This window comes from Erwinia sp. GW821-FHT03D09 (assembly GCF_059420805.1).
In genome coordinates this window covers 50,274-72,354 of sequence record NZ_JBWKUK010000008.1, presented here as the reverse complement: position 1 = coordinate 72,354, position 22,081 = coordinate 50,274, and the positions used below count along the sequence as shown (strand labels likewise).

General features: G+C 52.3%; 21 protein-coding genes and 4 pseudogenes. 8 read left to right on the top strand and 17 right to left on the bottom strand.

Annotated elements, in window-relative coordinates; all coding sequences use genetic code 11:
- The first annotated feature begins 23 nt into the window (after nucleotides 1–23).
- Nucleotides 24–1,481, top strand: coding sequence for a membrane-bound lytic murein transglycosylase MltF (gene mltF, locus AC07U6_RS09645; protein WP_494763475.1), 1,458 nt, complete (start codon nucleotides 24–26; stop codon nucleotides 1,479–1,481).
- A gap of 2 nt (nucleotides 1,482–1,483) precedes the next feature.
- Here mltF and tadA read toward each other — a convergent pair whose 3' ends face one another.
- The 3 genes from tadA to murQ all read right to left on the bottom strand — a co-directional run bounded on the left by tadA (nucleotide 1,484) and on the right by murQ (nucleotide 3,758).
- Nucleotides 1,484–1,978, bottom strand: coding sequence for a tRNA adenosine(34) deaminase TadA (gene tadA / locus AC07U6_RS09640; RefSeq protein WP_494763476.1), 495 nt, complete (start codon nucleotides 1,976–1,978; stop codon nucleotides 1,484–1,486).
- 61 nt (nucleotides 1,979–2,039) lie between these two features.
- Nucleotides 2,040–2,678: a phosphatidylglycerophosphatase C gene (yfhb, locus tag AC07U6_RS09635; protein ID WP_494763477.1), complete on the bottom strand. Its 639-nt coding sequence runs from the start codon at nucleotides 2,676–2,678 to the stop codon at nucleotides 2,040–2,042.
- A gap of 183 nt (nucleotides 2,679–2,861) precedes the next feature.
- The gene (gene murQ / locus AC07U6_RS09630) at nucleotides 2,862–3,758 is read right to left on the bottom strand and encodes an N-acetylmuramic acid 6-phosphate etherase (protein ID WP_494763478.1); all 897 of its coding nucleotides are present in this window, start codon (nucleotides 3,756–3,758) and stop codon (nucleotides 2,862–2,864) included.
- A 276-nt stretch (nucleotides 3,759–4,034) separates the two neighbouring features.
- On the opposite strand from murQ, the gene AC07U6_RS09625 reads away from it, so the two are divergent.
- The 4 genes and pseudogenes from AC07U6_RS09625 (at nucleotide 4,035) to AC07U6_RS09610 (ending at nucleotide 7,268) form a co-directional block, all read left to right on the top strand.
- Entirely contained in the window at nucleotides 4,035–4,874 is an 840-nt protein-coding gene (locus AC07U6_RS09625) for a MurR/RpiR family transcriptional regulator (RefSeq protein WP_105593196.1), read from the top strand.
- 1,177 nt (nucleotides 4,875–6,051) lie between these two features.
- Nucleotides 6,052–6,225 (top strand): annotated as a pseudogene (locus AC07U6_RS09620) (type II toxin-antitoxin system HicA family toxin); the annotation flags it as partial.
- 29 nt (nucleotides 6,226–6,254) lie between these two features.
- Entirely contained in the window at nucleotides 6,255–6,665 is a 411-nt protein-coding gene (locus tag AC07U6_RS09615; protein ID WP_494763479.1) for a type II toxin-antitoxin system HicB family antitoxin, read from the top strand.
- A 51-nt stretch (nucleotides 6,666–6,716) separates the two neighbouring features.
- Entirely contained in the window at nucleotides 6,717–7,268 is a 552-nt protein-coding gene (locus tag AC07U6_RS09610) for a serine acetyltransferase (RefSeq protein ID WP_494763480.1), read from the top strand.
- Here AC07U6_RS09610 and AC07U6_RS09605 read toward each other — a convergent pair.
- Nucleotides 7,260–7,766: pseudogene (locus AC07U6_RS09605) on the bottom strand (hypothetical protein); the annotation flags it as partial. The gene AC07U6_RS09610 and the pseudogene AC07U6_RS09605 overlap by 9 nt on opposite strands.
- On the opposite strand from AC07U6_RS09605, the pseudogene AC07U6_RS09600 reads away from it, so the two are divergent.
- Nucleotides 7,752–7,862, top strand: a pseudogene (locus AC07U6_RS09600) (ATP-dependent helicase); the annotation flags it as partial. The pseudogenes AC07U6_RS09605 and AC07U6_RS09600 overlap by 15 nt on opposite strands.
- A gap of 196 nt (nucleotides 7,863–8,058) precedes the next feature.
- Here the strand turns inward: AC07U6_RS09600 and AC07U6_RS09595 are convergent.
- Nucleotides 8,059–9,457, bottom strand: a pseudogene (locus AC07U6_RS09595) (recombinase).
- A 214-nt stretch (nucleotides 9,458–9,671) separates the two neighbouring features.
- Here AC07U6_RS09595 and AC07U6_RS09590 point away from each other — a divergent pair.
- Nucleotides 9,672–9,926 (top strand): YfhL family 4Fe-4S dicluster ferredoxin, encoded by a 255-nt coding sequence (locus AC07U6_RS09590; RefSeq protein ID WP_494763482.1) that lies wholly within the window; start codon nucleotides 9,672–9,674, stop codon nucleotides 9,924–9,926.
- Here the strand turns inward: AC07U6_RS09590 and acpS are convergent.
- The 11 genes from acpS to rpoE form a co-directional block, all read right to left on the bottom strand.
- Nucleotides 9,923–10,303: a holo-ACP synthase gene (gene acpS / locus AC07U6_RS09585; RefSeq protein WP_105593194.1), complete on the bottom strand. Its 381-nt coding sequence runs from the start codon at nucleotides 10,301–10,303 to the stop codon at nucleotides 9,923–9,925. The genes AC07U6_RS09590 and acpS overlap by 4 nt on opposite strands.
- Complete coding sequence (pdxJ, locus tag AC07U6_RS09580; protein ID WP_494763483.1) at nucleotides 10,303–11,034, bottom strand: pyridoxine 5'-phosphate synthase; 732 nt, start codon at nucleotides 11,032–11,034, stop codon at nucleotides 10,303–10,305. Before pdxJ ends, acpS begins: the two co-directional genes overlap by 1 nt.
- A gap of 102 nt (nucleotides 11,035–11,136) precedes the next feature.
- Nucleotides 11,137–11,844, bottom strand: a complete 708-nt coding sequence (gene recO, locus AC07U6_RS09575) for a DNA repair protein RecO (RefSeq protein ID WP_494763484.1) — start codon at nucleotides 11,842–11,844, stop codon at nucleotides 11,137–11,139.
- Nucleotides 11,845–11,849: 5 nt separating this feature from the next.
- A complete protein-coding gene (era, locus tag AC07U6_RS09570) occupies nucleotides 11,850–12,755 on the bottom strand; it encodes a GTPase Era (protein WP_494763485.1) in 906 nt (301 codons plus the stop codon).
- The gene (rnc, locus tag AC07U6_RS09565; protein WP_105593190.1) at nucleotides 12,752–13,432 is read right to left on the bottom strand and encodes a ribonuclease III; all 681 of its coding nucleotides are present in this window, start codon (nucleotides 13,430–13,432) and stop codon (nucleotides 12,752–12,754) included. The genes era and rnc overlap by 4 nt, the downstream gene beginning before the upstream one ends.
- 140 nt (nucleotides 13,433–13,572) lie before the next feature.
- The gene (lepB, locus tag AC07U6_RS09560; protein WP_494763486.1) at nucleotides 13,573–14,526 is read right to left on the bottom strand and encodes a signal peptidase I; all 954 of its coding nucleotides are present in this window, start codon (nucleotides 14,524–14,526) and stop codon (nucleotides 13,573–13,575) included.
- A gap of 29 nt (nucleotides 14,527–14,555) precedes the next feature.
- The gene (gene lepA, locus AC07U6_RS09555) at nucleotides 14,556–16,355 is read right to left on the bottom strand and encodes a translation elongation factor 4 (RefSeq protein WP_494763487.1); all 1,800 of its coding nucleotides are present in this window, start codon (nucleotides 16,353–16,355) and stop codon (nucleotides 14,556–14,558) included.
- A 238-nt stretch (nucleotides 16,356–16,593) separates the two neighbouring features.
- A complete protein-coding gene (gene rseC / locus AC07U6_RS09550) occupies nucleotides 16,594–17,058 on the bottom strand; it encodes a SoxR-reducing system protein RseC (RefSeq protein ID WP_494763488.1) in 465 nt (154 codons plus the stop codon).
- Nucleotides 17,055–18,008 (bottom strand): sigma-E factor regulatory protein RseB, encoded by a 954-nt coding sequence (gene rseB, locus AC07U6_RS09545; protein WP_494763489.1) that lies wholly within the window; start codon nucleotides 18,006–18,008, stop codon nucleotides 17,055–17,057. The genes rseC and rseB overlap by 4 nt, the downstream gene beginning before the upstream one ends.
- Nucleotides 18,008–18,658, bottom strand: coding sequence for an anti-sigma-E factor RseA (gene rseA, locus AC07U6_RS09540; protein ID WP_494763490.1), 651 nt, complete (start codon nucleotides 18,656–18,658; stop codon nucleotides 18,008–18,010). Before rseA ends, rseB begins: the two co-directional genes overlap by 1 nt.
- A gap of 30 nt (nucleotides 18,659–18,688) precedes the next feature.
- Nucleotides 18,689–19,264, bottom strand: a complete 576-nt coding sequence (gene rpoE / locus AC07U6_RS09535) for an RNA polymerase sigma factor RpoE (RefSeq protein WP_494763491.1) — start codon at nucleotides 19,262–19,264, stop codon at nucleotides 18,689–18,691.
- A 471-nt stretch (nucleotides 19,265–19,735) separates the two neighbouring features.
- On the opposite strand from rpoE, the gene nadB reads away from it, so the two are divergent.
- Entirely contained in the window at nucleotides 19,736–21,337 is a 1,602-nt protein-coding gene (gene nadB, locus AC07U6_RS09530; protein WP_494763492.1) for an L-aspartate oxidase, read from the top strand.
- Here nadB and trmN read toward each other — a convergent pair whose 3' ends face one another.
- A complete protein-coding gene (gene trmN / locus AC07U6_RS09525) occupies nucleotides 21,338–22,075 on the bottom strand; it encodes a tRNA(1)(Val) (adenine(37)-N(6))-methyltransferase TrmN (RefSeq protein ID WP_494763493.1) in 738 nt (245 codons plus the stop codon).
- Between the last annotated feature and the right edge of the window lie 6 nt (nucleotides 22,076–22,081).

Here is a 22,081-nt window from a genome sequence, read left to right as displayed (position 1 = left end):
GAGAGCCACCGAGAGATAACTATTTGAAACGCCTAAAATTAAACTACCTGCTCACCGGGCTGGTGATGGTGCTGCTCGCGCTTGCACTGTGGCCGTCGATACCCTGGTACGGCGGTGCAACCGACCGCATCGCGCAGATAAAATCGCGAGGAGTTTTACGTGTAAGCACGATAAATTCTCCTCTGACTTACTACACCGTGAATAAATCACCTGCTGGTATGGACTACGAGCTGGCAAAACGCTTCGCCGATTATCTTGGTGTGAAGCTGGAAGTAACCGTGCGCCCGAACCTGAGCGATCTGTTTGACGATCTGGAAGATGACAAAGCTGATGTGCTGGCGGCCGGTTTAATCTACAACAATGAACGTCTGGCGCATTTCCGTGCCGGACCGACCTACTATTCCGTTTCGCAGCAGCTGGTGTACCGCATCGGAGCAACGAGACCGAAGAATCTCGGCGATCTTAAGGGACGGCTAATTGTGGCGTCCGGTTCGGCCTATCTTTCTACCCTGCGTGGTTCGAAAGAGAATCAGTACCCGGATCTCGATTGGGCGATCTCCACCGATCAAACGCCGCAGACGCTGCTGCAGGCCGTGGCCGATGGCAAGATCGAGTATACGGTCGGCGATTCGGTAACCATTGGCCTGATGCAACGCATCCATCCGCAGCTGGCAGTGGCATTTGATATCACGGATGAAGAACCTGTCACCTGGTATATCCCGCGTGAGCAGGACGACAGCCTGAATGCGGCGATGCTCGACTTCTATAATCAGATGGGTGAAGAAGACGCGATGGCACGGCTGGATGAAAAGTATCTCGGCCACGTCGGTACCTTTGACTATGTTGACACCCGGACGTTCCTGCGGGCCATTGACGGCACGCTGCCGGCGATCCAGCCGCTGTTTGAAAAATATGCGCAGAGCATCGACTGGCGGCTGCTGGCGGCAATTTCTTACCAGGAATCACACTGGAACCCTCAGGCTACTTCGCCAACCGGCGTGCGCGGGATGATGATGTTAACGCGTAACACCGCAGACAGCCTGAATGTTACGGACCGGACCGATCCCGAGCAAAGCGTGCGCGGCGGCAGCGAGTACCTGGTGAAGATGATGGAGAAAGTGCCTGCGGGCATCCCGGATGATGAACGCATCTGGTTCGCCCTTGCCGCTTATAATATGGGCTACGCCCATATGCTGGATGCGCGCAAGCTGACGGAAAAACAGCAGGGCAATCCTGACAGCTGGGCCGATGTAAAGCTGCGGCTGCCGATGTTAAGCCAGAAGCGTTACTACAGCCAGACCACCTATGGCTATGCACGCGGGCACGAAGCCTACGCGTATGTCGAGAATATCAGGAAGTATCAGATAAGCCTGGTGGGCTATCTGGAGGATCAGGAAAGAAAACTGGCGCAGAAGGCCGCAACCGAGGCCGAGTTGGGTAATGCCTATCCCGCCGTTCCGCCGCAGTTAGCAATGAACTGAGGCTAAAGTGTCTTCCCCGCCAGGCGCTGCGCTTTTTTCTCCGCACGGCGATGGCGGAAAAAGTCGCTCAGCATCGCCGCACACTCCGTCGCCAGAATACCTTCTTCTATTTGTACCTGGTGGTTCATGCCTGGATGCCCCAGCACATCAAGCAGTGAGCCTGCCGCCCCGGTTTTTCCATCACGTGCGCCAAAAACCAATCTGCCGATGCGGCTGTGAACCATCGCCCCTGCACACATCACGCACGGCTCCAGCGTTACGTACAGCGTAGTATTAAGCAGCCGGTAATTTTCAATGACTTTACCTCCCTGGCGCAGCGCCATGATTTCCGCATGCGCGGTAGGATCGTGATGACCGATTGGCCTGTTCCAGCCTTCGCCGATCGCCCGCCCTTCGTGAACCAGCACCGCGCCTACCGGAACTTCGCCTTCGTCCCAGGCACGGCGGGCCAGCATCAGCGCGTGGCGCATCCAGTATTCATCGTTATTGTCGCTCACCTGAGTCTCCCGCAGAAAAAAAGCGCGAAATTATACACTGATTACGCCCGACAGACCTCGCTTATTCAAGCTGTTGCAGCTCTCCTACGGGGGTTACGCGGAAACGATGCTGACAGAAGAACAGCAGCGGGTTGTCCTGATTGCTGTCACTGTACCCACTGTAGAGCTGGAGCGGCGTGCCGATCTGCTCTTCCAGCTGCGCGACTTTCTCGTGCCCCAGACAACGCAGTGCCAGCACACGCCCCCCCCTGGCACGAGTCATCTGGCTGGCGATCAATTTGACCTTCGGCAGGAACGCGGAATCGAAATACACCTGCTCTACCAGTGGCTGCGGCGAGCCAGTGATTAACCAAACGTCGGCATCATCGCTGTTGAGGTAGTCCGTCAGGCGCTGCTGTACCACAGGAAAAGCCTTCACGCGCTGGCGAAACCAGCGGGCGAACTCATTTTCCCGCTGTAGCAGGCGCTGCTCGCTGTGCCCGAAGGTAATGGACCACAGCAGCAGGCTCATTGGCCAGCGCGCAGCGCGGCCACGCAGTAACAGGCCCGCGGCCACCACCGGCAGCAGCGGTAAAACCAGCAGCAGGTTTAATGGCTGACGCCGCAGCATCCAGCGCATATAGGTACCAAACATATCCTGCTGGTGCAGCGTGCCGTCGAGATCGAAAAAAATAACGCGTCGTTCCTGGCTGGTTGTCAAACCTTACTCCTCGCAGGCAATGAATCTTAAAAAATGGGTGAAGAAGAAGCTGTTGTTCAGCCTCATCGATCGGCCCGTTACTCACGGTCTTCGCCGTCGGGCTTAGTTCACCAACAGCAAAGCACGCTACACCTGTAGCATACAGAGAATAAGTGTACTCAGAAGTGAGTGAAGAACTCGCTTTTACCGCTCGTTGAGCGCAGCGCGCAGAAATCCTCCGTGCCTGGTAAGCCGCTGACGCGCTTCGGAGCCCGACAGATCGGCCAGGATCATCAGGATGGCCGTTTTGACTTCGTAGTCTACCAGCTCTAGCGCTTCGTCAGCCTGCTGAGGGTTACATCCCGTAGCTTCGCACACCATACGACGCGCGCGGTCCACCAGCTTGATATTGGTAGCTTTCATATCGACCATCAGGTTCTGCCAGACCTTACCGATTTTCACCATCGCACCGGTGGAGATCATATTCAGTACCAGCTTTTGTGCGGTGCCGGACTTCAGACGGGTTGACCCGGTTAGCGCTTCCGGCCCCACCACTGGTGAAATAGCAATTTCGGCTTCGCAGGCAATTGGCGATCCAGGATTGCAGGAAACAGCTGCAGTGCGGCAACCGTGCTGGCGAGCATAACGTAGCGCACCGATGACATAAGGCGTACGGCCGGAAGCGGCCAGGCCGATTACCATATCATTGGGGCTGAGCTCCAGCCCCTGCAAATCGCGGACACCCAGTTGTTCATCGTCTTCAGCGCCCTCAACGGCCTTAAACATCGCCCCTGGCCCACCGGCAATCAGGCCAATCACCAGATCGGGTGATACACCAAAGGTCGGCGGGCATTCCGATGCATCCAGCACGCCCAGGCGGCCGCTGGTGCCGGCTCCCATATAAATGATGCGACCACCAGCAGCCAGTGCGGCGGCGGCGGCATCAACGGCCAGCGCCACCTGCGGCAGAGTCAGGCTGACCGCCGCAGCCACGGTGGCATCCTGCTGATTAAATTTGCTGACCATCTCCAGCGTTGACAGGCTGTCGAGATCAAGAGTGTCCGCATTGCGGGTTTCTGACACCAGTGAACCCAGATCCATTCTTTCCCCTTGACTGAATTTTTAATTCGAACAGATATTTCATTTTTTGAATATTTTATTCAAAATAAACCGTTTTTACACTAGGATCAGTGTAAACGTTAGTGGAACGACGAGAAGCAGAAAAATCCGGCACGCTTATCGGCTCGCCCGAAGCGCGCTGAATTTTGGCCCGCTAAAACATGGAAACTGCTAATCAGTAGGTTAGACTTTGCGTCATGCCTGTTATCATTGCTGTCAATTCAACGTGATGAATTCGAATTGGCAAGAGGAAAAGAGATGAGTTCACTGCTGCGTATTCGTCAGCTGTATCCCAGCCTGGCACTAAATGAGCGCCGCCTGGCTGACTACCTGCTGTCGCAGCCGGACCGCGCGCGTCACCTGAGTTCACAAAAGCTGGCGGATGAATCCGGCGTAAGCCAGTCAAGTGTCGTTAAGTTTGCCCAAAAGCTGGGCTACAAAGGCTTCCCTGCGCTGAAACTGGCACTCAGTGAGTCGCTGGCGGACAAAGATGCGATTACCGTGCATAACCTTATTCTCAGCGACGACCCCCTTAAAACCGTGGGCGAAAAGCTGTTTACGGAAAAGATGTCCGCCATTCGCGCCACGCTGGATATCAACAGTGAAGAGATGCTGCTGGAGACGCTGCGCCTGCTGCGAAACGCGAAGCGTATTGTTCTGGTGGGTATTGGCGCTTCCGGTTTAGTGGCAAAAGATTTTTCGTGGAAGCTGATGAAGATTGGTATCAGCGCGGTTGCAGAGCAGGATATGCATGCGCTGCTGGCCAGCGTGCAGGCGATGAGCCCCGGCGATGTGCTGCTGGCGATCTCCTATACCGGCGAGCGCCGGGAAATTAACCTGGCTGCGCAGGAAGCACAACGGATTGGTGCCACCGTGCTGGCCTTTACCGGCTTTACGCCGAATACGCTGCAGCAGGCGGCATCGCACTGTCTCTATACTGTGGCTGAGGAGCAAACCACCCGCAGTGCCGCGATATCCTCCACTATGGCGCAGCTGGCACTGACCGATCTGCTGTTTATGGCACTGATCCAGCGCGATCCTGAACGCGCGACCAGCCATATTCGACACAGTGAGGCGCTGGTTAAGAAGTTGACTTGAATAAGTTAAGTGCGCGGCATCGCTGCGCACGATACTATTATTTTATACAATAAATTATATTTATATATATAAACAACCATCTAAATAATAAACGACATACCACCTTCTTAAATTCATTTAAATTACTATTTCTCAGAAAAGATAAAACATTAAAAATTCGCTTAGGGCAGTGAAAACCCACCAAAAAATCACAAGAATTTTTTAATTAACCATCATAACCTCAGTTGAAAAAAGGATGTGTTTTATGCCTCATAAAATTGATAGAATATATACTGTCGAAGATGGTAATTACACTTTAAACATAATCAATAGCAATGTAGATACTGGAACTTTCGAGTTAAGCTTCGCCAATAAAAAAACGCCTATTGGTAAAATGGATTATAACAGTCGCGATGGAAGGTTCGCTTTTTTTCGTCAGAATATCCGTGTGCGATTAGCTATATTGTTCGACACAGACCAAATCCCGACTGGAGCTATGTCCTTTCTGAATCATGGTCCGGATATATAACATCTCAAGGTACTATGACAATGGCTGGTTCTTTTTCTTACATACGTAATGATGGAAAAGCCGAAGTATATACAGCCGACAAAATAAAATTTACAAAACAGTAACAAAAAAGAATTAGTTCAAATAAAAAGTAACCATTTTCAATCGGCCTTCATTACGAAGGCTATTACTAATGCATTATTAATGACATTAAAAAACTATGATTATGTAACGTAACTAACGATTTTAAAATTCATACTCAAAAAAATATCACTATTATTGGGTGCAAGAAAATTATGTGTTACATTACGCATTCTCAAAAGTACGTATGCTAAGTTAATGAGAAAAACACACATCTTTCTCCTGCAGAGATATGTACGAATCTAATACTTTTTTAACGGCACTTCATCCAAGATGGCACTACTGATCACCAAACGCTATATCAACTGCGATATGTGTGAGCTATACGTTAAAACCATTATAAAACAATAAATTGAATTTATGTGTTATCTTTTGCGTTACGCCAGACAACACATAAATTTAGCATCAATAAGCCACCGTAACACAAAACTCTTTATCCCGTTTGCAACTCCTTCCCTTCAAAATAACCCCTATAACCCCGCAATGAGTTGACCGTTAACACAACAAGAGTTATTATAACCCCATCAAAACAACACAGAGAACCGGAGGATGGATAGCAGGAATGCAATAGCAATGATAGAGGCCGATGGGTGGTATCTGGTGAGAGTTAAAGGCAGTCATCACCAGTTCAAACACCCAACGAAAAAGGGGCTGGTAACGGTAAAACATCCACAAAAGGACATACCGCTACCGACACTAAAAAGCATTAAAAAAACAGGCGGAGCTTTAAGCCCCACCTACTGGAGGTTTAAATGTTATACCCTGTTGCTATTGATAAAGGCGATTCATCCTTCGGCGTTCGTGTACCCGATATTCCAGGCTGCTTCTCTGGCGGCGACAACTATCAGGATGCGATTGAGAGCGTGCGCGAGGCTATCGACGCACATATAGAATTACTGGTGGAAGATGGTGAAGCAGTGCCGGAAGCCACCAGCGTGGAAAACTGGCTGGACGATCCCGATTATGTGGGCGTGGTGTGGGCGCTGGTTGATGTGGACGTAACCCGGCTGATGGGGAAAGCGGAAAAAATCAATGTCACGCTCCCCTCGTTGTTAATCCGCCGTATCGATCAATTTGTCGTTGCACATCCTGAGTACGGTAGCCGTTCCGGCTTCCTGTCCCGCGTGGCGGCTGATAAAGTGATTCGACGAGAAAAACGTTAAGCCTCGTAAGAGGCTTTAAATATTTTCCGAAAGCAAGAGAATATATTTCATATGGTTCCTTCAGCATACCAGCAATTAAAAAACTGCCTCCATGTAGAGGTTATAGGGCTTGATAACAAATTCACTTGGGATCGCATTATTCGCAGATATATAAAAAACTATAACATTCGATTTATTTTCTGGTGGCGAATTGCCTCGTATTTTTTTCAAAAAGGTGGAAAAAGGAACATTAAGCGCGCCTACAAAATTAATAGAAAACTAATTTCTCGCTATGGAATTGAAATCGAGCTAGGAGCAAGAATTGCCCCCGGAATTACCTTTGCCCACTACCAAGGTATAGTAATCAGCCGTGCCTGCCTTATCGGAAAAAACTTCCACGTCAGGCAAAATACGACTATTGGCGTGAATCATGGGATTAATAGCAGAATTCTTATCGGAGATAACGTTGAGATAGGAGCCAATTGCTGCATCATCAGTGATGATATAACAATTGGCAATAACGTAAAAGTCGGTGCTATGGCATTTATAAATAAAAACATACCGGACAATAGCGTTTGCTATACGACGCATTCCCTAAACGTAAAAGAGAAGACCTCAAGCTGAGCGGTACCACCCCATCAGTTTTATATATGAGTTAGTCACGCCAACTGCTGTACCTGATCCAGTATTACTAGTAGTTCCCGAAACTGAATGGCTGTACGCACCAATACCCATAGTGTGGCTATGTGCTCCAATTCCTACTGAAAAAGTATGCACATGATCACCTGAATTGCTTATAATTTGAGGCCCGTTACCATAGAGATTATTTATATAACCCCGTGCACCATGTGTTGTACCTGGCACCCCTAAACGAGAATCGCTACGGTTCAGTCCGACAGGTGAACCAGCCTCTGAATCTGTTGTATCGCCGCATAACGAGTGAAAATGTCCTCCAGCAGTGTTTATACCCCCTGATTTTGTCCCGTAATCAAATGTACTCGTTGTTTTCGTACCATAGTCAAAACTACTGGTATTAGCAGAAAAAGTATGCCCGTGCACAGGAAGGTTTGCAGTTGCCAGAGTAACAGAGTCCGCACCGCCAGTAGTCATCACATCGCCGCCGATACCGTAGACGAACTGGTAATGCAGCGGCGCGATTCAAAACGTGAAGTGCAGGACATCCTGCTCGAAGCCATGAAAAAGCGAGGTTTGAAGTGAGCGAACAATCCGACAAACTGCTCGCTCCGGCAGAGGTTTGCAAAATGCTCGGTGGAATCACCCAAAAGACTCTCTGTGACTGGAATATCAACCACCGCCATAAAAAAATATTGGCACCGATCCGTTTTACTTCCAAAGTAGTAAGGTACGAGCGCCAGAACGTTCAGGCATTTATCCAAAAATGTCGAAGCGAGTATTAACCTTTTTTCCTCAGTAAAATAACCTGCGTTAAGATACTTGCTTCATGCGCTTCAAAAGCTGTTTTCTTCAACGCCATTTCCTCCTGCAATATCTCATCTGAAAAGTCGTAATGTTCAGCCATAGGATCCGCGCTTTTATCCGAATGGTGCAAACACAAAAGGCTAATCTCCCGCGTATCAGAGCGGGAGAAGCCCTTTGCACGCATCTGAGCAATAACATTGCTCTTAAAGAACTTACGGCACATCGTATTGAATGCCCCTTCCCTACCCTTCACTGTCCCGTCATGTTTAATTCCCTTTACTGCATTTTCCGGGCTGTAAGTTTTTATCAGCTTACCGAGGGATCGCTTTGCAAACGGTAGTTCGGGATTGCGCGGTTGAAGAAAAACAAACTGTTGGTTACACCCCGGTACCGAGTCCCTCCATTCCTTTTGTTCCTGCAAAATACGCTCAATACCAGCGGTTATTGGGATCCTGAATTCCTTCTGCGTTTTCATCGCGCCACGCATACCGATTATCCCGGCCGGATAAACAATTTCTTTTATATCTTCCCTGACATAATTCCATTGCAGATTGCTGACATTGATAGGGCGTCCCCCCGTAAGGATCATAAAACGCATGACATTTTTCTGATGGATGGAGGTACACCCCGCGACGTTAAGCCACAATTTCGCTATAGATTCGATATCAGTAAAAAGGCGCGTAGGCGCAGGCCGTTGCACACGGGAAGATACATAATCATCCGGTATGCTCGCTGCGACGTTTCGTCCGTTGCATAGCTGTGGAACTGAATATTTCCAAAACCGGCGAAGTTCGGCGAATAATTCAAGCGCATGGTTATTAGACTTTGTTGCTATCCAGGTATCCAGCACCTCAATGATTCTTCCATAAGTCACATCACCGAACACTTCACGATCACCGAACGCTAAATCGATCTGCTTTATCCTCGCACAATAAGTCCGGTAGCTGTGGTCACTTAGTTTCTGGCGTTGTACTTTCGCTTCAAGGTCAGCACGATAGCTCTCCAAAGCCAAATGCACAGACTCAGCCCTCAGTCCTTCCCCCGCCATTTCCACCGCGTTCTCACGCGCAAGTTGAATCGCCAGTTCCGGCCATTTACCCAACTTACGCCCTTTCAGCCCCATTTTCTTAGGGAACTCCGCATAGAACGTAACCTTACCGGCCTTACTGAAATCTATGCGTAAATAGCTTTCTTTTTCATATCTTAGATCGCCGGGATTGTCCCTGGTGCTTGAGTATGGTTTTTGCTGCCGTAACACAGATTCGCATGTGTGAGCTTGTCTACGGCGGCTTCCCCCCCTCCCAGCGTTCTAAAGCGCTCAAAAAATCGTCATTATTGGGCTTTTCGGGGTTCTGTGTTACAGTGCGCGGCATTGAAATTCCTTATCCTATGGCCCATCGCGAGACAGGCTCGCACATGAGGCCCTTTAAGGTGGTGATTTTCGGTCTGTGTTGCGGTTTTGTGTTACGCAAGTGAGTGTATCAGTGTTTTCATACTGTACAAATCCACAGATAGTTAATCATAGTAAGGAACATAAACACCAGATAACCAATTGATTATAGAAGATAAAAAAGGTAAGTGATTGAAGTGGCATTATTAATTACAAAGCGCTGTATCAACTGCGATATGTGCGAACCTGAATGCCCCAACGAAGCGATCTCGATGGGGATGGAGTATTACGAGATCGACACCGATCGCTGTACAGAGTGCGTAGGCCATTACGATGCGCCGACCTGCCGGCAGGTCTGCCCGATTGATAACACCATTATTATTGACCCACAGCGGGTAGAAACGAACGATCAGCTGTGGGACAAATTCGTGGTGCTGCACCCCACAGGTTAGCTTTCGATAATCACCGTCGCGCAGGCGTAATGGCGCTCATCGGCCAGGGTAACGTGAACGTGCATCACACCCAGTTTCTTCGCCACTTCCTGTGCGTGCTGGAAGAATCTCAACCCCGGCTTGCCTAACTCGTCGTTGTAAACCTCAAACTGATTAAATGCCAGACCGCCGCGAATGCCGGTGCCGAAGGCTTTGGCCGCCGCCTCCTTTACTGCGAAGCGCTTGGCCAGGAACCGAACCGGCTGCTGGTGTGCCTGATACTGCGCCCACTCATTGGGGCTGAGCACCCGCTTCGCCAGTCGGTCACCTGAACGGGAGATCACCCCTTCGATGCGGGCAATCTCTACAATGTCCGTGCCGAGGCCGAGAATCGCCATTATCGACGTGCTTCCCGCATCAGCTGCTTCATCTCTTTAACCGCATCCGCCAGGCCGCTGAAAACCGCACGGCCAATAATCGCATGACCAATGTTCAGCTCGTGCATTTCGGGCAGAACAGCAATTGGCTGGACGTTGTGATAGGTCAAACCATGGCCCGCGTTAACCTTCAGCCCTTGGCCTGCAGCATAGGTTGCCGCTTCGGCAATACGCGCCAGCTCAGCATCGCGCGCCGGGCCTTCTGCTGCTTCGGCGTAAGCACCAGTATGGATTTCAATGTAAGGTGCCCCGGAAGCCACGGCAGCATCGATCTGCCCGCGGTCGGCGTCAATAAACAGCGAAACCAGGATGCCGGCATCGTTCAGGCGTTTAACCGCAGCGGTCACTTTTTCCAGTTGCCCGGCCACATCGAGCCCGCCTTCGGTGGTGACTTCTTCGCGTTTTTCCGGCACCAGGCAGCAGAAATGCGGCACGATTTCGCAGGCAATCTCGACCATCTCATCGGTTACGGCCATTTCCAGGTTCATACGGGTCTGAATGGTCTGGCGCAAAATGCGCACGTCGCGGTCAGTGATGTGACGGCGGTCTTCACGAAGATGTACGGTAATACCGTCAGCTCCCGCCTGTTCTGAGACAAATGCGGCCTGAACCGGGTCGGGATAATTGGTACCACGAGCGTTGCGTACGGTCGCAACGTGATCGATGTTTACGCCTAACAGTAACTCTGCCATGAGGTCCTCTGGTAATCGCGAATGTTTTATCGAGTGTACAACGTTCGACGGGCGCAGGGGTATGATCTGTCGCTATTCGTTTGCCGAAGACGAAGTGTCCGCTCATTTTCTCGGCAGAAACTGGCGAAACAGCTCAGTACTTTTTAGCGGCCGGTCGCCAAGATAGGGTTTGAGTGCAATACGGGTAAAGCGCTTGGCCGCACGCAGAGTATCCGCATCGGGGAATTCACGCAGCCAGAGCGCACGCAGCTGCCGCCCGGTAAAACTGCGGTTGTTTACCACCAGGCTGGCAATAAATCCCTTCTCTTCCCGGTAGCTGTAGGTCATCTCATCGGCAACCTCTTCCCCGCTGCCGGCGCAGTGCATAAAGTCCACGCCGTAGCCAAGATGGCCCAGCATCGCCAGCTCAAAACGGCGCAGCGCAGGCTCCGGCGAACCGGACGCTGCCGCCAGTGCCTGGATACAGTGCAGGTAGTCAAAGAAGAGTTCGTTAAAAGCGGTTTCGTGTTCCAGTACGCGCGAAAGCAGTTCATTGACGTACAGGCCACAGTAGAGTGTGATGCCGCTGAGCGGAAGTGCCAGCGAAACGGGTTCAGCGCCGCGCAGGGTTTTCACCTCGCCGCGCCCTCCCCAGCGTACCAGCAGAGGGGTGAAGGGTTGCAGAGCGCCCTTCAGGCTGGAACGTCTGGAGCGGGCACCTTTCGCCAGTACCCGCACCCTGCCGTGCTGTTCAGAGAACAGATCGAGCAGCAGGCTGGTTTCGCTCCACGGTCGCGCGTGCAGGACAAAGGCGCGTTGCCAGCCTTCCATCAAAATCAGAGGTCGTCAGTATAGCCCAGGCTGCGTAGGGCGCGTTCATCATCCGCCCAGCCGGACTTCACTTTAACCCACAGCTCAAGGTGCACCTTCGCCTCGAACATCTCTTCCATATCTTTACGCGCTTCAATACCGATGGTTTTGATTTTGGCCCCTTTGTTGCCAATTACCATCTTCTTTTGCCCTTCACGCTCAACGAGGATCAGGCCGTTGATATCATAGCCACCGCGTGCGTTAGAGACGAACTGCTCAATCTCAACCGTAACCGAGTAGGGCAGTTCCGCACCGAGGAAACGCATCAGCTTTTCACGGATGATTTCGGAGGCCATAAAACGCTGAGAACGATCGGTCACGTACTCTTCCGGGAAGTGGTGCTCCGCTTCCGGCAGCAGCTTGTGCACGATGTTGGCAATGGTATCGACATTATTGCCTTTTTCAGCCGAGATCGGCACCACATCCATAAAGTTCATCTGCTCACTAAGGAACTGCAAATGGGGCAGCAGAATGCTTTTATCGGTAATGTTATCGACCTTATTGATCGCCAACAGGACCGGCACTTTGTTGTCTTTTAGTTTGTTCAGCACCATTTCGTCGTCTGGCGTCCAGCGCGTGCCTTCAACAACAAATATCACCAGCTCAACGTCGCCGATTGAACTGCTGGCTGCACGGTTCATCAGGCGGTTGATCGCCCGCTTTTCTTCCATATGCAGACCGGGGGTATCCACGTAGATCGCCTGATAGGCGCCTTCGGTATGGATGCCCATAATACGGTGACGGGTGGTTTGAGGTTTACGCGAGGTAATGGAAACCTTCTGCCCCAGAAGCTGGTTCAGTAAGGTCGATTTACCGACGTTCGGACGGCCTACAATAGCAATAAAGCCGCAATGGGTGGTTTGTTCGCTCATTCAATTCCCAGCTTAATCAGCGCCTGTTCGGCCGCTGCCTGCTCAGCTTTGCGACGGCTTGAGCCGGTTCCCACAACCGGGTCTGCCATGCCGCTCACCTGGCAGTGGATAGTAAATTCCTGATCGTGCGCTTCGCCACGAACCTGCACGACCAGATAGGATGGCAGCGGTAAATGGCGACCCTGCAGAAACTCCTGCAGGCGCGTTTTCGGATCTTTTTGTTTATCGCCCGGGCTGATCTGCTCAAGACGGCTGGCGTACCAGCTGAGGATCAGCTGCTCCACCGTTCTGATATCGCTGTCGAGGAATACCCCTCCGATCAGCGCTTCAACCGTATCAGCCAGAATCGATTCACGGCGGTAGCCGCCGCTTTTCAGCTCACCCGGCCCAAGGCGCAGGCATTCACCGAGGTCAAACTCTCTTGCCATTTCCGCCAGCGTATTACCGCGAACCAGCGTGGCTCGCATACGGCTCATGTCGCCTTCATCCACGCGCGGGAAGCGATGATAAAGGGCATTGGCGATGACATAGCTCAGAATAGAGTCGCCCAGAAATTCCAGTCGCTCGTTATGTTTGCTGCTGGCGCTACGGTGGGTGAGTGCCTGCTGTAACAATTCCTGATGAGTAAAAGTGTAGCCCAACTTGCGTTGAAGCTTGTTAATCACGATGGGGTTCATGCGTTACCAATTTCTGAATGCGTCAATTATGCTGCACACGGAACAGGGCTGGGCCTGAACACCAACACGATCTGTTTCGTGTGCAGTGGCTCCCCAAAGCGGGAAGCCAACCGTTAAATATACTCACCCAACGATGAGTATTAGTGAATGCCACCAATCCGGCTCAGACGTACGCCGGTTGGCCATTCGCCTTCCTGTTTTTCGAAGCTCATCCAGATAGCCGTCGCTTTACCCACCAGATTGCGTTCCGGGACAAAGCCCCAGTAGCGACTGTCGGCGCTGTTATCACGGTTGTCGCCCATCATAAAGTACATGCCCTGCGGCACGACCCACGTGGACTGCTCCTGGCCCGGCTGCTGGTAATAGGATGCAGCCTGGCTTGGCATCTGGGTTACCAGTAAAATCCGGTGAGTCACATCACCGAGCGTTTCACTACGCGTGGCTAAACGCAGTCCGCCCGGCATGGATTCACCCTGTGGCACCTGGAAGAAACCATTACCCACTTCGTTGCCGTTAAAGCCACTAAAGGTCTGGATAAAATCGCTTGGCTCTACGTTTGAGTAGGTCACTGGCAGCGCGGTTTCACACTTGCCACCACCGCAGCCTGGCGTAACTGACACCGTTTTGCTCAGCGGATCGTAGGTTACCCGATCGCCAGGAACTCCGATGGCACGCTTAATATAGTCCAGACTTGGATCTTTCGGGTATTTAAATACCACCACATCACCGCGCTTAGGATGCCCGGTTGGGATCAGCGTAGTCTGGGTGATCGGATCTTTAATCCCGTAGGCATACTTTTCCACAAGGATAAAATCCCCGATCAGCAGCGTCGGCATCATCGATCCTGAAGGGATCTGGAACGGCTCAAAAATAAATGAACGCACCACGAAAACCACCAGCAAAACCGGGAACACCGATGCCGTGGTTTCCACCCAGCCTGGCTGTTTATCCGCTTTGGTTTCTGGCGTGCCTTCGGCTTTTGCCGCTGCGCCCTTCGCCCGGCGGGCCGGCGCCCATTTATACTTGTCGATACACCAGATAATTCCGGTGACCAGCGTTGCTATCGCCAAAATCAGGGCGAACATATTAGCCATTCCAGTTCCCTCAAAGCCCTAAGTTGGGCTTATTTACTGTCTTTACCTACGTGGAGAATGGCAAGGAACGCTTCCTGCGGCAACTCAACGTTACCCACCTGCTTCATGCGTTTCTTACCGTCTTTCTGTTTCTGCAGCAGCTTTTTCTTACGGCTGACGTCACCGCCGTAACACTTGGCGAGAACGTTTTTACGCAGCTGTTTTACGGTTGAACGGGCGATAATGTGAGTACCAATCGCCGCCTGAATCGCAATATCAAACTGCTGGCGGGGGATCAAATCTTTCATCTTCTCAACCAGATCGCGGCCGCGATACTGTGAATTATCACGGTGGGTGATCAGCGCCAGCGCATCAACACGCTCGCCGTTGATCAGCACGTCCACGCGCACCATGTCAGAAGTCTGGAAACGCTTGAAGTTGTAATCCAGTGACGCATAGCCACGAGAGGTTGACTTCAGGCGGTCGAAGAAATCGAGCACCACTTCCGCCATCGGAATTTCATAGGTCAGCGCAACCTGGTTACCGTGGTAAACCATGTTGGTCTGCACGCCGCGTTTTTCGATACACAAAGTAATGACGTTGCCGAGATATTCCTGCGGCAGCAGCATGTGACATTCTGCGATCGGTTCGCGCAGCTCTTCAATATTGTTCAGCGGCGGCAGTTTGCCCGGGCTGTCAACGTAGACGATCTCATTATCCGTGGTTTGCACTTCATACACGACGGTTGGCGCAGTAGTAATCAGTTCGAGATCGTACTCACGCTCCAGACGCTCCTGGATAATTTCCATATGCAGCAGGCCAAGGAAGCCGCAGCGGAAACCGAAGCCCAGCGCCGTTGAGCTTTCCGGCTCGTAGAACAGAGAAGCGTCGTTAAGGCTCAGCTTGCCCAGCGCATCGCGGAAGGCTTCATAATCATCAGAGCTGATCGGGAACAGACCGGCATAAACCTGTGGCTTCACTTTTTTGAAGCCTGGCAGCGCTTTATCGGCAGGATTACGGGCCAGCGTCAGAGTATCGCCCACCGGCGCACCGAGGATGTCTTTGATTGCGCAGACCAGCCAGCCTACTTCACCACAGTTCAGCAAGTCGGTATCTTCACGTTTAGGCGTGAAAATCCCTAAACGATCGGCGTTGTAAATCTGACCGGTGCTCATTACCTTGATCTTGTCGCCCTTACGCATGGTGCCGTTTTTAATACGAACCAGCGAGACAACGCCAAGATAATTATCGAACCAGGAGTCGATGATCAGCGCCTGCAGCGGACCTTCAGGATCTCCTTCCGGTGGCGGAATATCACGCACCAGACGTTCCAGTACGTCCGGCACGCCCACGCCGGTTTTCGCCGAGCAGCGCACCGCATCGGTGGCATCGATGCCAACGATATCTTCAATTTCCTGGGCAACACGCTCAGGATCGGCAGCAGGCAGGTCGATCTTATTCAGAACCGGCACGACTTCCAGATCCATTTCCATCGCCGTATAGCAGTTTGCCAGCGTCTGGGCTTCAACACCCTGACCGGCATCAACCACCAGCAGTGCGCCTTCACACGCCGCCAGGGAACGGGAAACTTCGTAGGAGAAGTCAACGTGTCCTGGGGTGTCGATGAAGTTCAGCTGGTATGTCTGACCATCAGGTGCATGGTAATCGAGGGTGACGCTCTGCGCTTTAATGGTAATACCGCGCTCACGTTCTAAATCCATGGAATCCAGAACCTGTGCAGCCATTTCACGTTCGGTCAGGCCACCGCAAATCTGAATCAGACGGTCAGAGAGCGTCGATTTGCCGTGGTCAATGTGGGCGATGATCGAAAAATTTCTTATGTGCTTCATTATTGAGGTTTTTCTGCCTTACAAATTCTGGAACTCTCGCGATATAAAATCAGGAGAGCGTGATATCACAGGCGAACAGAGGCCCGAAAGGCTGCATTCTACACTACATATCAAAGGGGTGGAATCATCGCGGGGTGCCAATAGTACCAGCAACGGCCTGGAAACAAAGAATTGCGTAAATATTAGGCGGGATATTGCTCTGCCCGCCAGATGGTGGCTGGGGCTGAGGTGATGAGGATCAGGCATCGGTAGTAACGTGAAGCGCATCCGGTGGCAATGCCACACTGAGGATTACCGGCTGGTACGAAGCGGAACGGCCCAGCACGCCAGAAATGCCGCGAGCGATAATAAAGCCACCAATCCCGCCCAGCAGCGCACCGCAGGCAGCGGCCAGATCGCTGTGAAACAGCATCTGGAACAGCCCGGCAAGGATAAACAATCCTACCAGCGGCGACATATAAACCAACAGCGCCGAACTCAGCAGGCTGGATTCAGCGATACCCAGCTCAATTCGCTGGCCCGGAATCAGCGGCTCGGCGCTGGCAATTTTCATCACATGGGCATTTTTCGGCCCAAGCTTGTTCAGCATATGGCTGCCACAGCCTTTACGGGCAGAGCAGCTGCTACAGGAAGTTTTAATTTCTGAATGCAGCGTAGCCACGCCGTTTTGCCACGAGACAACCGTAGCCCATTCTCTCATCATGGTGTTGTACCTAAAGTAATGCTATCTGCAATGCGTTTGGCTGTAGCGGGTGGTAGTTCGCCCACTACGGTAATTTCCGCATTACTACGCACTTCAGTCTGCACCGTACGACGCCCAGTGCGCAACAGCTGAGATGTGCTGTTTTTATCCGCAAGGGTAATGTTGACAGAGAAGCTGAACAGCCCGTCAGAGTAAAGTCGCGACTCAACCGGGCGGTTCAGCGATGGGATCTGACGGCGGCTCTGCGCTACTTCCTTCATTCCCGCCGGTAGCCATCCAGCTTTCCAGTTGAGTGCCACTTTGTTACCCGCAGGCACCGACAGCGAAGGCGGCAAGTTAGCGGTTTCCAGCCCCTGCATCAGTTTACTCACACCCTGATCGACGGCAAAACTGATCACGCGGTACTGCTCCAGCGTCTCACCATCACGATCGAGCAAATCAACACGCAGCGGCAGTTTAGTTTCACTATCCAACCATACTACGTAGCCATAACGGGTACCATCACGTGAAACAATGCGAATCACCTCACAAAGCTGATCGGCAATACGCGTGCGGCCAACAGGTACAAAATCATAGTTGCTGGCAAGATGCTGAAAATCGGCATAAACCAGTGCGGGCAGCGAATCAACAATATGATCGCCCGCCATAGTGAAGGGTTCCAGCCCCGGTTCGAAATAGCTGATCTCGTTTCCGCGCTGAATGATCTCTCGACGAGGCCCATCCATTTGCAGCAGCTGCGCGTAGGTTTTGTTATCAATGACCGCATGACGATAGCGAAGGGATTCGATCCCCAACCTGGAGACATTGATATAGGCGAGTTCATAACTGAGAGACTGGCTTGCCTGCTCCATCTGTTGTAACAGCGCCCCGGACGGAGATTGTGCCGGGGCGACAGAGGAGTACATCAGGCTGCCAGCCAGAAGGCTGACGGCACACCAAAGCTGCTTCATTACTGCTGTTGCATTCCTAAGGACTGATTACCGGGAACCTGAGCAGCAGCCTGCTGGTCAGGATTTTGATCGAACTGCAGCTGTTTCGCATGCAGACGACGCTGAAGCTCATAGTCCTGCAGCAGTGCATTCACTCGACGACGCTGATCCTGCACCTGCTGATTGACTTTGCTGGTGTTAGTTGCGTTTTCAGACGGCACACCAAGGCTAACCTGCGAAGCCTGTCCCATCATCGGCAGCGTGTTAAACGCCGGTGAGTCTGAGGACTGATCCACAACGGGCTTGTTGTACTGCTGAACGCCGACGATGACCGCCAGTGAAACGCAGGCAGCCAGGCCGACCTGTGTAATCTGAGCAGCCCATGGACGCACTTTGCCCCAAAACGGCATCGCTGCAGCTTCTGCGGGTTTCGGCTGAGCTTCCGGGATCAATCGGGTGACAGTTTTCGCTGGCTCATCTTCGATAGCCGCGGCCACGCGGGCAGCGATATCAAAATCCAGCAGCTGTGGGACATCGCCACGCAACGTATCGCGGATCAGATGATAGCTTTCCCAGTTTTTCTGTAGCGCGGCATCGGAATTGAGCGCCGACATCAGCTCAGTATCCAGTGCTTCACCATCCATTAAAGCGGAAAGTTGTTCTTTCTGCATGCCTCAATACCCTTCCTGTGTACGTTATTGCTAACGTTGGATAAGCGGTTGAATTTTATTATCAATAGCTTCTCGTGCACGAAAAATTCGTGAACGAACCGTGCCCACCGGACAGTCCATGATAACCGCTATCTCTTCATAGCTCAGGCCATCAAGCTCGCGCAGCGTAATCGCCATGCGCAGGTCCTCGGGTAACATTTCGATAGTACGAAAAACTATCTGTTTCAGTTCTTCTGACAACATTAAGTTCTCAGGGTTCGAAATTTCTTTCAGCGCTCCCGCACTTTCAAAGTTTTCTGCGTCGATAGCGTCCACATCGCTGGAAGGCGGACGACGCCCCTGAGCCACTAGATAATTTTTAGCCGTATTGACGGCAATTCGGTAGAGCCAGGTATAGAAAGCACTATCCCCCCGGAACGATTCCAGCGCACGATAGGCCTTAATAAATGATTCCTGCACTACGTCAGGAACATCTCCTGATGGTACATAGCGGGAAACCAGACTCGCCACTTTATGCTGGTAGCGCACCACCAGTAAATTGAATGACTTCTGATCACCCTTCTGCACGCGCTCAACGAGAATCTGATCCGTTAACTGCTCGCTCATCCGAGGTAAAATCTCCCCAAATCTGTTTCCACGCGTAACCAAACTCCCAGTGATAACCCCAAATTGTTTTCGAGCAAGCACGCGATTTGAGTGATTTTCATTGGAGAAGTTCCATTACGCCATTATTTTTGTGAGGTCGTCGGGACATATTCACAAATCAGCTCGCTTTTTTATACATTCTTACCGATTTGTGGGCCACTGCCTTTCTTTGTCTACTGAACTTAGAGTTCATTACCCTGACGACGCCCGCAGAGTAACGCATGGGGCCAGGTTTTTCACCCTCTAATCGCTTCAACAAGCTTCGGTTCACACTATTAATAACCCCACCTTGTGTGTTCAGCCCGGTGTACGCGGCACATTTCCATATCTTAATTCTGCTCGCACTGTGCATACTGGTCGATAAAAAGCCTTTTTGCCTGATTAATTTGAGTGCTATGCTCAGCAAATAACCTGTTTAGTAAATTAAACACCATGACGCATTCTTCCGATTACAGCTGTGATGTCTTAATTATTGGCAGCGGCGCAGCGGGCCTTTCACTGGCGCTGCGTTTGGCGGCGAAACACCGCGTTACCGTGCTGAGTAAGGGCCCGGTCAGCGAAGGCTCAACGTTTTATGCCCAGGGCGGCATCGCGGCCGTGTTTGATGAAACTGACAGCATTGAGTCTCATATTGAAGATACGCTGATCGCCGGCAGTGGCCTTTGCGAGCGTGATGCCGTTTCGTTTATCGCCAGTAACGCACGCCACTGCGTTCAGTGGCTGATTGATAACGGCGTGCTTTTCGATAAAGAAACCCCAGGAAACAGCGAGCAGCCTTATCACTTAACTCGCGAAGGCGGCCATAGCCACCGCCGCATCCTGCACAGCGCCGACGCCACCGGCAAGGCCGTTGAAACGACCCTGGTCAGCCAGGCACTTAGTCATCCCAACATTACGTTGATTGAACGCAGCAACGCCGTTGACCTGATCGTCTCCGACAAGATCGGACTGCCGGGTGAACGCCGGGTAGTCGGAGCCTATATCTGGAACCGCAAACGTGAAAAAGTGGAGTCCTGCCGCGCGCGGGCCGTAGTGCTGGCAACCGGCGGCGCAGCGAAAGTGTATCAATACACCACCAATCCCGATGTCGCTTCCGGTGACGGCATCGCCATGGCATGGCGTGCCGGCTGTCGGGTGGCCAATCTTGAGTTTAACCAGTTTCACCCCACCTGCCTGTTCCACCCCGATGCCCGCAACTTCCTGCTAACCGAAGCCCTGCGTGGTGAAGGCGCATTGCTTAAGCGCCCTGATGGCTCTCGTTTTATGCCGGACTTCGATCCACGTGGCGAACTGGCGCCGCGCGATATCGTCGCCCGCGCAATTGACCATGAAATGAAGCGGCTGGGTGCCGACTGCATGTATCTGGATATCAGCCATCAGTCGCCGGACTTTATCCGCGCACATTTTCCCACTATTTACGAAAAGCTGCTGACGCTGGGTTTCGATCTCACCAGCCAGCCGATCCCTATCGTCCCGGCGGCGCACTATACCTGCGGTGGCGTGATGGTGAACCAGCAGGGACAAACCGATCTCAGCGGGCTGTATGCCATTGGTGAAGTCACTTATACCGGCCTGCACGGCGCTAATCGCCTGGCCTCGAACTCTCTGCTGGAGTGCCTGGTTTACGGCTGGTCGGCGGCGGAAGATATCGATCGCCGCCTGGCTGATGTTCAATTAGTGACGGCGCTTCCAGTGTGGGATGAAAGTCGGGTGGACGATTCCGATGAGCGGGTGGTGATCCAGCATAACTGGCATGAACTGCGGCTGTTTATGTGGGACTACGTGGGGATTGTTCGCACCACTAAGCGCCTGGAACGCGCGCTGCGGCGTATTAACACCCTGCAGCAGGAAATTGACGAGTACTACGCCAATTTCCGCATTTCTAACAACCTGCTTGAGCTGCGTAATCTGGTACAGGTTGCCGAACTGATGGTGCGATGCGCCCTCGAACGTAAAGAGAGCCGCGGCCTGCACTACACGCTCGACTATCCCGAAGTGTTGGATGAAGCCAGACCGACGGTGCTGATTCCTTAATTAGCGGAATAAATAGAAGTCGCGGGTCAGACTACAGTGGGCCTCAGAGTAGTGCTGATCCGGCCCGCGAATCGTCATACGGTCCAGCATCTGCTCGCCCGCCTGCGGCGATAGCGCCAGCATGACGCGGTTCGGTGGCCGGGTATCGTTGTCGGCCACATCGGTGCGGAAACGCAGATGCCAGCCACGCTGTAGCGCACTCTCAACCAGCACACTCCCTGCAGATTCCGGCAGGATCACGCAGAAAAATCCGTCTTCCGTGATTAGCTGCTCGGCGCAGCCCAGCAGGGCTTCATGCGTGAGCGCGCCGGTATAGCGAGCGGAAGCACGTTCAGGGGTCGCACAGTCCGAACCCGGTGCAAAATAGGGCGGATTGCTGACAATCAGCGAATAGCGCTGCTCACAGCCCATCGTCCATTCAAGAATATCGGCCTGATGAACGTGGATTCGGTCCGGCCACGGCGAGGCGATAACGTTTCCCTGCGCCTGCTCTGCCGCCGCCGCATCAAGCTCGACGGCATCAACCTGTATCGATTCCGCGGTACGCTGCGCCAGCATCAGTGCAATCAGACCGCTGCCCGTACCGATATCCAGTACGCGGCGTACGTTGGCAACCGGCGCCCAGGCTCCGAGCAGTACGCCATCGGTACCCACCTTCATGGCGCAACGATCGTGAGCGACAAAAAATTGTTTAAAGGTAAACCCGTTGGCACGGAGAATGGCTTTCTGTTGCGACATTTGACT

What these genes read in the sequence shown, in the direction of transcription:
- recO (WP_494763484.1), bottom strand. Translation starts at nt 11,844, where the DNA reads ATGGAAGGCTGGCAACGCGCCTTTGTCCTGCACGCGCGACCGTGGAGC.
- AC07U6_RS09610 (WP_494763480.1), top strand. Translation starts at nt 6,717, where the DNA reads ATGGTTCCTTCAGCATACCAGCAATTAAAAAACTGCCTCCATGTAGAG.
- acpS (WP_105593194.1), bottom strand. Translation starts at nt 10,303, where the DNA reads ATGGCGATTCTCGGCCTCGGCACGGACATTGTAGAGATTGCCCGCATC.
- AC07U6_RS09625 (WP_105593196.1), top strand. Translation starts at nt 4,035, where the DNA reads ATGAGTTCACTGCTGCGTATTCGTCAGCTGTATCCCAGCCTGGCACTA.
- lepB (WP_494763486.1), bottom strand. Translation starts at nt 14,526, where the DNA reads ATGGCTAATATGTTCGCCCTGATTTTGGCGATAGCAACGCTGGTCACC.
- rseA (WP_494763490.1), bottom strand. Translation starts at nt 18,658, where the DNA reads ATGCAGAAAGAACAACTTTCCGCTTTAATGGATGGTGAAGCACTGGAT.
- pdxJ (WP_494763483.1), bottom strand. Translation starts at nt 11,034, where the DNA reads ATGGCAGAGTTACTGTTAGGCGTAAACATCGATCACGTTGCGACCGTA.
- era (WP_494763485.1), bottom strand. Translation starts at nt 12,755, where the DNA reads ATGAGCGAACAAACCACCCATTGCGGCTTTATTGCTATTGTAGGCCGT.
- rseC (WP_494763488.1), bottom strand. Translation starts at nt 17,058, where the DNA reads ATGATGAGAGAATGGGCTACGGTTGTCTCGTGGCAAAACGGCGTGGCT.
- nadB (WP_494763492.1), top strand. Translation starts at nt 19,736, where the DNA reads ATGACGCATTCTTCCGATTACAGCTGTGATGTCTTAATTATTGGCAGC.
- AC07U6_RS09615 (WP_494763479.1), top strand. Translation starts at nt 6,255, where the DNA reads ATGTTATACCCTGTTGCTATTGATAAAGGCGATTCATCCTTCGGCGTT.
- rpoE (WP_494763491.1), bottom strand. Translation starts at nt 19,264, where the DNA reads ATGAGCGAGCAGTTAACGGATCAGATTCTCGTTGAGCGCGTGCAGAAG.
- lepA (WP_494763487.1), bottom strand. Translation starts at nt 16,355, where the DNA reads ATGAAGCACATAAGAAATTTTTCGATCATCGCCCACATTGACCACGGC.
- rseB (WP_494763489.1), bottom strand. Translation starts at nt 18,008, where the DNA reads ATGAAGCAGCTTTGGTGTGCCGTCAGCCTTCTGGCTGGCAGCCTGATG.
- trmN (WP_494763493.1), bottom strand. Translation starts at nt 22,075, where the DNA reads ATGTCGCAACAGAAAGCCATTCTCCGTGCCAACGGGTTTACCTTTAAA.
- rnc (WP_105593190.1), bottom strand. Translation starts at nt 13,432, where the DNA reads ATGAACCCCATCGTGATTAACAAGCTTCAACGCAAGTTGGGCTACACT.
- murQ (WP_494763478.1), bottom strand. Translation starts at nt 3,758, where the DNA reads ATGGATCTGGGTTCACTGGTGTCAGAAACCCGCAATGCGGACACTCTT.